The sequence below is a fragment of the Trichocoleus sp. FACHB-262 genome (assembly GCF_014696035.1).
GTDB lineage: Bacteria > Cyanobacteriota > Cyanobacteriia > FACHB-46 > FACHB-46 > Trichocoleus.
This window is the reverse complement of record NZ_JACJPK010000058.1, coordinates 1-5,760: the sequence shown is the minus strand read 5'-3', so window position 1 is coordinate 5,760 and position 5,760 is coordinate 1. Positions and strand designations below refer to the sequence as shown.

General features: G+C 48.6%; 7 protein-coding genes and 3 pseudogenes. 4 read left to right on the top strand and 6 right to left on the bottom strand.

The annotated features are described in order from the left end of the window. From H6F68_RS11450 to H6F68_RS11440, 3 genes and pseudogenes are all read left to right on the top strand, one after another. A pseudogene (locus H6F68_RS11450) lies at positions 1 to 324 on the top strand (hypothetical protein); the annotation flags it as partial. A gap of 3 nt (positions 325 to 327) precedes the next feature. Beyond that, positions 328 to 747: a hypothetical protein gene (locus tag H6F68_RS11445; protein WP_190559103.1), complete on the top strand. Its 420-nt coding sequence runs from the start codon at positions 328 to 330 to the stop codon at positions 745 to 747. A gap of 170 nt (positions 748 to 917) precedes the next feature. Next, complete coding sequence (locus H6F68_RS11440; RefSeq protein WP_190559101.1) at positions 918 to 1,283, top strand: DUF6788 family protein; 366 nt, start codon at positions 918 to 920, stop codon at positions 1,281 to 1,283. Positions 1,284 to 1,540: 257 nt separating this feature from the next. Here the strand turns inward: H6F68_RS11440 and H6F68_RS11435 are convergent, their stop codons facing one another. Then, positions 1,541 to 1,768 (bottom strand): hypothetical protein, encoded by a 228-nt coding sequence (locus H6F68_RS11435; protein ID WP_190559099.1) that lies wholly within the window; start codon positions 1,766 to 1,768, stop codon positions 1,541 to 1,543. Between the two features lie 42 nt (positions 1,769 to 1,810). Beyond that, positions 1,811 to 2,545: an SDR family oxidoreductase gene (locus H6F68_RS11430; protein ID WP_190559097.1), complete on the bottom strand. Its 735-nt coding sequence runs from the start codon at positions 2,543 to 2,545 to the stop codon at positions 1,811 to 1,813. A gap of 432 nt (positions 2,546 to 2,977) precedes the next feature. Here H6F68_RS11430 and H6F68_RS11425 point away from each other — a divergent pair, with 432 nt between their 5' ends. Continuing rightward, complete coding sequence (locus H6F68_RS11425) at positions 2,978 to 3,895, top strand: AraC family transcriptional regulator (protein WP_190559095.1); 918 nt, start codon at positions 2,978 to 2,980, stop codon at positions 3,893 to 3,895. A 76-nt stretch (positions 3,896 to 3,971) separates the two neighbouring features. On the opposite strand, the pseudogene H6F68_RS11420 reads toward H6F68_RS11425, so the two are convergent. The 4 genes and pseudogenes from H6F68_RS11420 to H6F68_RS11405 form a co-directional block, all read right to left on the bottom strand. Further along, positions 3,972 to 4,073, bottom strand: a pseudogene (locus H6F68_RS11420) (IS1 family transposase); the annotation flags it as partial. A gap of 255 nt (positions 4,074 to 4,328) precedes the next feature. After that, a complete protein-coding gene (locus H6F68_RS11415) occupies positions 4,329 to 4,982 on the bottom strand; it encodes a hypothetical protein (protein WP_206755517.1) in 654 nt (217 codons plus the stop codon). 36 nt (positions 4,983 to 5,018) lie between these two features. Then, positions 5,019 to 5,144, bottom strand: a pseudogene (locus H6F68_RS11410) (ABC transporter ATP-binding protein); the annotation flags it as partial. A gap of 344 nt (positions 5,145 to 5,488) precedes the next feature. Beyond that, on the bottom strand, positions 5,489 to 5,760 hold a 272-nt coding region (locus tag H6F68_RS11405), incomplete at its 5' end, for a tetratricopeptide repeat protein (RefSeq protein WP_190559091.1).

The window sequence follows — 5,760 nt, the reverse complement described above, 5'->3', positions numbered from 1 at the left end:
GGAGGCGCTGTCAGTAAGAGAGAGGTCAAGATGAATCGGCAACTAGAACTACCGCTGTGGGATGCCTTAAGAGCAGCTCAGATCATGCCAGAGCAAGCGAATGTGGCAGAGTTGTTGGGGCAGATGGAAGTGGCGATCGCCCAAGCGCCAGAACCTGAGCAGTTGCAAGTAGCGGGAGAAGCGCTGCTGCGAGTGGCTGAGCTCTGTGCTGTACGAGCAGAGGTATTGATTACGGAATGGGAGGAGGCCTACCGTGATCCGGTTGTCGAGTCAGGCTTCTTTGCGGATGTGGTGCGCCAGACAATGAGTGTGGATTTAACCTAGTTGATGGAGCCTGCTCCTCCACACAAACGCCGAGCCAAGCAAGGAACAGATGAAAATTTGAGAGCAGGATCGATCGCGGCTCTAGTGGATAAGGAGGTGATCTTGGAATGGTTGGAGCAGTGCGAGGTAGAGGCCGGAAAAGAGGAGGAGCGACCCGCTGAGGTAGATTTGGTCTGGGCGATCGCGCATGAAGAGTCAGTGAGCGAGTGGAGTCGAGTGATCAACCAGTGGCTTCAGCAGCATCGAGAGCCGAGGATTTCCCTCCAGCAGTTGTATCAAGGACTGGGAATATCTTGGGTCAACCTATGGCTAGGATTACTGCTAGGAGGCTTTGAGTTAGAACAACCAGGGGAGTTTTATAGGTCAGAGGTTTGGATTAAAGCTCCAGTTCCTCAGAAAACTTCCAAGGTTGAGAAGATTTGATGTCAGTTTCGTCTTGTGTAACTAGGGAAGAAAGTTACACAAGATCGCAGCCTACTTAAACCAGAGGGCTAGCAAGTACAGATAGGGATTACACAAGATCGTCAGGTCACTTGAAAAAAGCTTCTTGTGTAACCAAGGAAATAACGACTGAAGTTACACAAGAATTTGCCATGCCACGTAAACCTTCTCTAGAATCGCTTCGTGCCACTTTACAACGGTTGAACTTGGAACAGAAGCAGGAGATTTATGCTTGGCTGGGAGAGGCGATCGCCTCAGAAGCGGAGGCAGCTTTAGTTATACCGCTACGACTTGAAGCAGCGGTTACTGAGCGACGGCGTTATCAGGACAAAGCCTACCAACGGGAAAAGCGACGCTGCAATCGGGCAAGTTGCAAATGTATGGTTGGAGAAGTGGCTGATGTGGGGCATGGGCCTTACTGGTATGCCTACTGGAAAGAGCAGGGAAAAATGAAAAGCCAGTATATCGGGAAGCGAGCCCCTTGGGAAGAACAGCCTAGAACAGAAACAACGGAATGAGGTTTTGGCTCCTTTCTGAAGCGGTCTCTTGCAAGCTCGGCTGTAAACAAACTCATCAATCATGCAAAGAACTGAGACGTTGATTTGGAGACAAGTTTATTTACAGTCATTGGACGCTACAAGCAATCTTTTCGTTCAGGTGGAGCAGATGTAAAACAAATGACCAAATATTTGCCAGCTTGAACTGGAGTAAAGGATTTGCAGCCCTCTCATGGAAATAATAAAGCACTCTTCAGCTATAGGTTGTAGAGAGGGCTTTAAGAGCGATCGCCCCGTTGAATACACTGCATACAAACATTGAACAAGGCGATCACTGATGCGATTTCAATCGGAATTTGCAGCGACAGTGGAGCCGCAATCAGCCCAGCCAGGATGAAACCCAAACCGACAAAAATAGAGACAATCAGAATCACTTCATCGTCAAATAGCTTCAGACCGACCCATAAGGTGCCAAACCCAAGGGCCCAAAAGATGAAGTGATTCATGGAGTGATGACTAGTGGTGGTTTTTATGATGTCATCTAATGCTTACATCATTTGGCGAATCGGACGCACGATCACTTCGTTCACATCGACATCATCTGGCTGGGACACCGCATACAAGACCGCTCTGGCGATCGCATCTGAAGTTAACGCTGTTTTGCGGAGTTCTTGCAAAAAACCTTTGGATGCATCATCTGTAATATCAGAGCCGAGTTCCGTCTCAACCACGCCGGGGGATATGGTGGTGACGCGGATATTGTTTGACTCCTGCCGCAGTCCCTCGGAGAGAGCCCAAACTGCATACTTGGTCGCGCAATAGACTGCAGCAGTGGGCGCTACCACATGGGCCCCAATGGACGCAGTATTGATGAATTGTCCACCACCTTGTGCTTCCATGATGGGCAGCCCCGCCGCAATGCCATTCAATACACCGTGGATGTTCACGCTAATCATGTGGTCCCATTCCTCGACCTTTAAGGCATTCATCGGCGATAGGGGCATGACGCCTGCATTGTTAAAGATCACATCGACACGACCAAATTTGTCTTTGGCGAAGTGAATGAATGCTTTTACATCTTCGCGATCAGTGACATCTAGCGCTTTGAACTCCGCTGTGCCACCTTGTTTGCGGATCTCTTCGACAATCGTTTCTAGCTTTTCGGTGCGCCGTGCCCCTAGAACTACCTTTGCACCGTTCTCAGCCAGCAATTTAGCACTAGCTTCCCCAATGCCGCTACTGGCTCCGGTGATCGCAATGACTTTGTTCTCTACGTTCATCATGGTGTAGTTTCTGTTTGTTTCGATTAGTGTGAATTAAAGAAACATGCCGCCAGAGACTCCAATTCTCTGAGCATTCACCCAGCAGTTGTCTTTAGCTAGTAAAGCTGCGGTTGCAGCGACAATATTTTCGGCTTCTGCTCCGTTGCCCGATACGTCACAATGACATCAGTCCCTTTTTGGCAAGCGACAAAGCGGTATTTTACCCAACCCTCGGCTCGCTCCGGTTATTCAAGCGATTTCTATCATGTCTTGTGTCATTGCCTTATCCTTTCACCGCTTTCTCGACCTGGGTTCATCATAGGCTCAAGGAGATTGGCGCTAAATACACAAACCTCGCATGTCATTGCCTAATCCTCTCAAGTAAATCTTGCTAAGTGAGAATACTCTCTATAATGAGCGCATGAGCACGGCTGAATCAACCAGGAAGCCAGCATGGTGATAATACGGAAGCCCAATCAAGCCAAGAATGCGTGTCAAGAACTGGCAGCATTAGTGACTCGGCACACCAATGTTAAGGGGGATGGTATCCACAAAACCACTATCCCTCACTTGGAATTTATGCGGGAATCTGTTGTCTCTACCGCGATGTGTGGTGTGGCTGAACCAGTTCTTGGTATTGTTGTTCAGGGCAGAAAAGAAGCGTTGCTAGGTGAGGAAGCTTATCAGTATGGCGCAGCTCAATATCTGGTGGTTTCAGTAGATTTGCCGCTCAGTGGATTTGTGGTCGAAGCGACACCAGACAAGCCGTATTTGGGATTCAAGCTGAACTTAGACCCAGCCCAACTCTGCGATATTATTGCCCATACCCAACCTGGCTCAGATAGAAAAGAAAACTCAGTGAGAGGCTTGTTCATTAGCGATGCTGATGCACCGTTGATTAATTGCGCTATCAGACTGATACAGCTTTTAGATACGCCACAGGATATCCCATTCCTAGCACCGATGATGATTCGCGAGATCTACTACCGCCTTTTAACAGGTGAACAGGGTGAAGCTGTCCGTCAAATTGCTACCTCTGGCAGTAATATGCAGCGCGTGGCTGAGGTGATTAAACGAATCAAGGCTGATTTCACCCGGTCGCTGCGGGTTGAGGAGCTCGCCGCGCAAGCAAATATGTCTCCGGCATCGTTCCATCGCCATTTCAAGCAAGTTACCTCCATGAGCCCGCTGCAATATCAAAAACAGTTGAGGCTATTGGAAGCACGTCGGCTGATGCTTGCCGAGAATGCTGATGCAACCAACGCTGCCTATCAAGTTGGTTATGAAAGCCCTTCACAGTTCAGCCGTGAATACTCTCGCCTGTTTGGTGCGCCGCCGATTAAAGACATTGAACGTTTACGCATCACCTAAACATGGCGTTGCTGAAACAGTAATGAACGAAGCTAAGCTGGCAGCGGTACCATTCGATACCTCAAAGAGTGGAGCAGCGAGTGTTCTCTCCCTCCTCCCGAGTCATAGAGGTTTTGCTGAGGGTCTGGCCCCCTACCCCAATGAACCTGGGATAGACCTTCCAGCCATCGGTGACAAATTAAGAGAGCGATCGCTGCTTTGCCTACTCCCCCTTTCATCCATTTATAGAAAAGTTTGAAACAGGCTCAATCTACCTGTACTACAACGAGCTGGACTAATTTTGGCCTAAAAAATGCAAAAACACCCATGCTACAAGCGCAATTCCGGGTGTTTTTAGAACATGAAAACAATGAAAACGGTTGAATAGCCCCGTGAGTGGATCTCGAATACTCTGGTTCTTCAACGTTGCCCGCAGCTTCAAATTGGCGAGAGCTCATCGAAAGATGCATATTCTTCCAGCCCAGAGGTCCGTCACTTTTGCGTCTGCTCCAGTACTGTCTAGAATTCCGAAGAGATTCCCTGCCGAGAACTCGCTGCCAAGTGATGTTTGTTTGACAACAGTGCTATAGGTTTCCTCCAGTTCCGCACGGGTAGAACCGATACCGATATTAGCCATTGTCGTATACGTCTTAGCTGCCTTTGAGCCTTGAGCATTCATATACCAGCCAACGAAGCGTCCGTCTAAACTAGACAAAATAAGTCCATCTGCCCACGTCGTGGATTCAAGCTCACAATCGGCGCTTCTGCCTTGCTCGGCTGGTTCTCCACGCACCTTACTAACGGCTGCGACTACCTGCTCGCGCTCTGCACCAAATGGGAGTAATCGAGTCGAGCCAGTGCCCTGCTTAACAAGTTGCAAACCCTCTGCGCTAAGCGCCAAGCTAGTGGTACTTTGCTGAGTCGATGGACTGATGCTATCGGAGGTGGAGTCTACTGCCGTTGATGGGACGGAAGTGGTAGGGGAGGTGGAAAAAGTAGAATTGGAAGAGGTTGTCGATTCAGGAGGGGTCGTGGATTCAAGAGGAGCCCCCGTGTTGCAGCTAACGACGAAGAGCAAAAGGCACGGAATGAGCAGGCGTTGAACCATTGGAAAAGTCATTTGATTTACGGGTTGAGGATACTTTTATTTAGCGATCGCTGCCGTTACTGTATTGGTTTTTAACCTGCCATCCTTCATATACACAATGCGATCGGCAATATCCAGAATTTGATTGTCGTATGTCACTAGCAAAACAGTGCAGCCTTGCTGGGGTAAGGTAGCATAGACACTGTTGGCGAATTATTCATAGTTGAACTACCTATTCCGTCGTTGTTCGACTTACAAAACTCAATGAGTTTCAGCCAGGAAACGACGAAGATTCAATCTCTGTCAGCTCTCACATGCCCACTGTGTAAGGGGTTTCAGTATTAAAGTTGCGAGAATTTGAATAGTTTGTTTCGGATTTTTCCAAATTCTCAAATTCTCACTTATTAAATGATGCGATCACTGCATCCCACGCTTCATCTATCCGCTGCCTGTACTGGATCTTAGCAATCGCACAAATGTTTGATACCCGGTGATGGTTTATGGCTTTGTTGCAGTCTCCTAAGCCCTCATAGACAACTCCTAGGTTCACTATAAAAGACAACAGGCGCTCCGCCCAGATGGTCTTTGGTCTCGCGCTCGATGGCTAAGCTTTGTTCGTAATACTCAATGGCTTTGTTACAGTCTCCTAAATCCTCATAGACAACTCCTAGAGCCCCCAAAGCAGATCCCTCAGCTCGGCGGTCTTTGCGCTCGCGAGCGAGCGCTAGGCTTTGTTGGTAATAGTCCATAGCTTTGCCGTCGTCTCCCATCTCCTGATAAGTATGACCTAGGCTCCGCA